We start from the raw sequence: 290 nt of genomic DNA on the forward strand, positions 1-290 counted from the left end.
TTGTGGAAGGAAGCAACGACTTAAAGCATCAGGGAAAACCTATTGCATTGGAAGGTATGCAAACAGCCTGTGGCGCAAAACTGATTGCCAGCCAGAAAGATTTTCTCGCTTAATGAGACGACAATCATTTTGGCCTATTTTAAGCAATACTAGCGTACTGCACCTGTCTTCTCCGTTTTACCGGGCTAATGCATTAATCCGGTAAAACAGAGAGACGAGAAAAATACCGTGATTATTCTCAGGTTATAGATAATTTATTGAAAAGGAAAAATTGATATGCCATTACCACT

At 39.7% G+C, this 290-nt stretch carries 1 protein-coding gene; it reads left to right on the forward strand.

The annotated features are described in order from the left end of the window. A partial coding sequence (locus tag V2H77_RS00015) for a PAAR domain-containing protein (RefSeq protein ID WP_341497179.1) occupies positions 1-113 on the forward strand: 113 nt, incomplete at its 5' end. Between the last annotated feature and the right edge of the window lie 177 nt (positions 114-290).

The organism is Photorhabdus sp. P32, assembly GCF_038085095.1.
In the GTDB taxonomy this organism is placed as follows: Bacteria; Pseudomonadota; Gammaproteobacteria; order Enterobacterales; family Enterobacteriaceae; genus Photorhabdus; species Photorhabdus luminescens.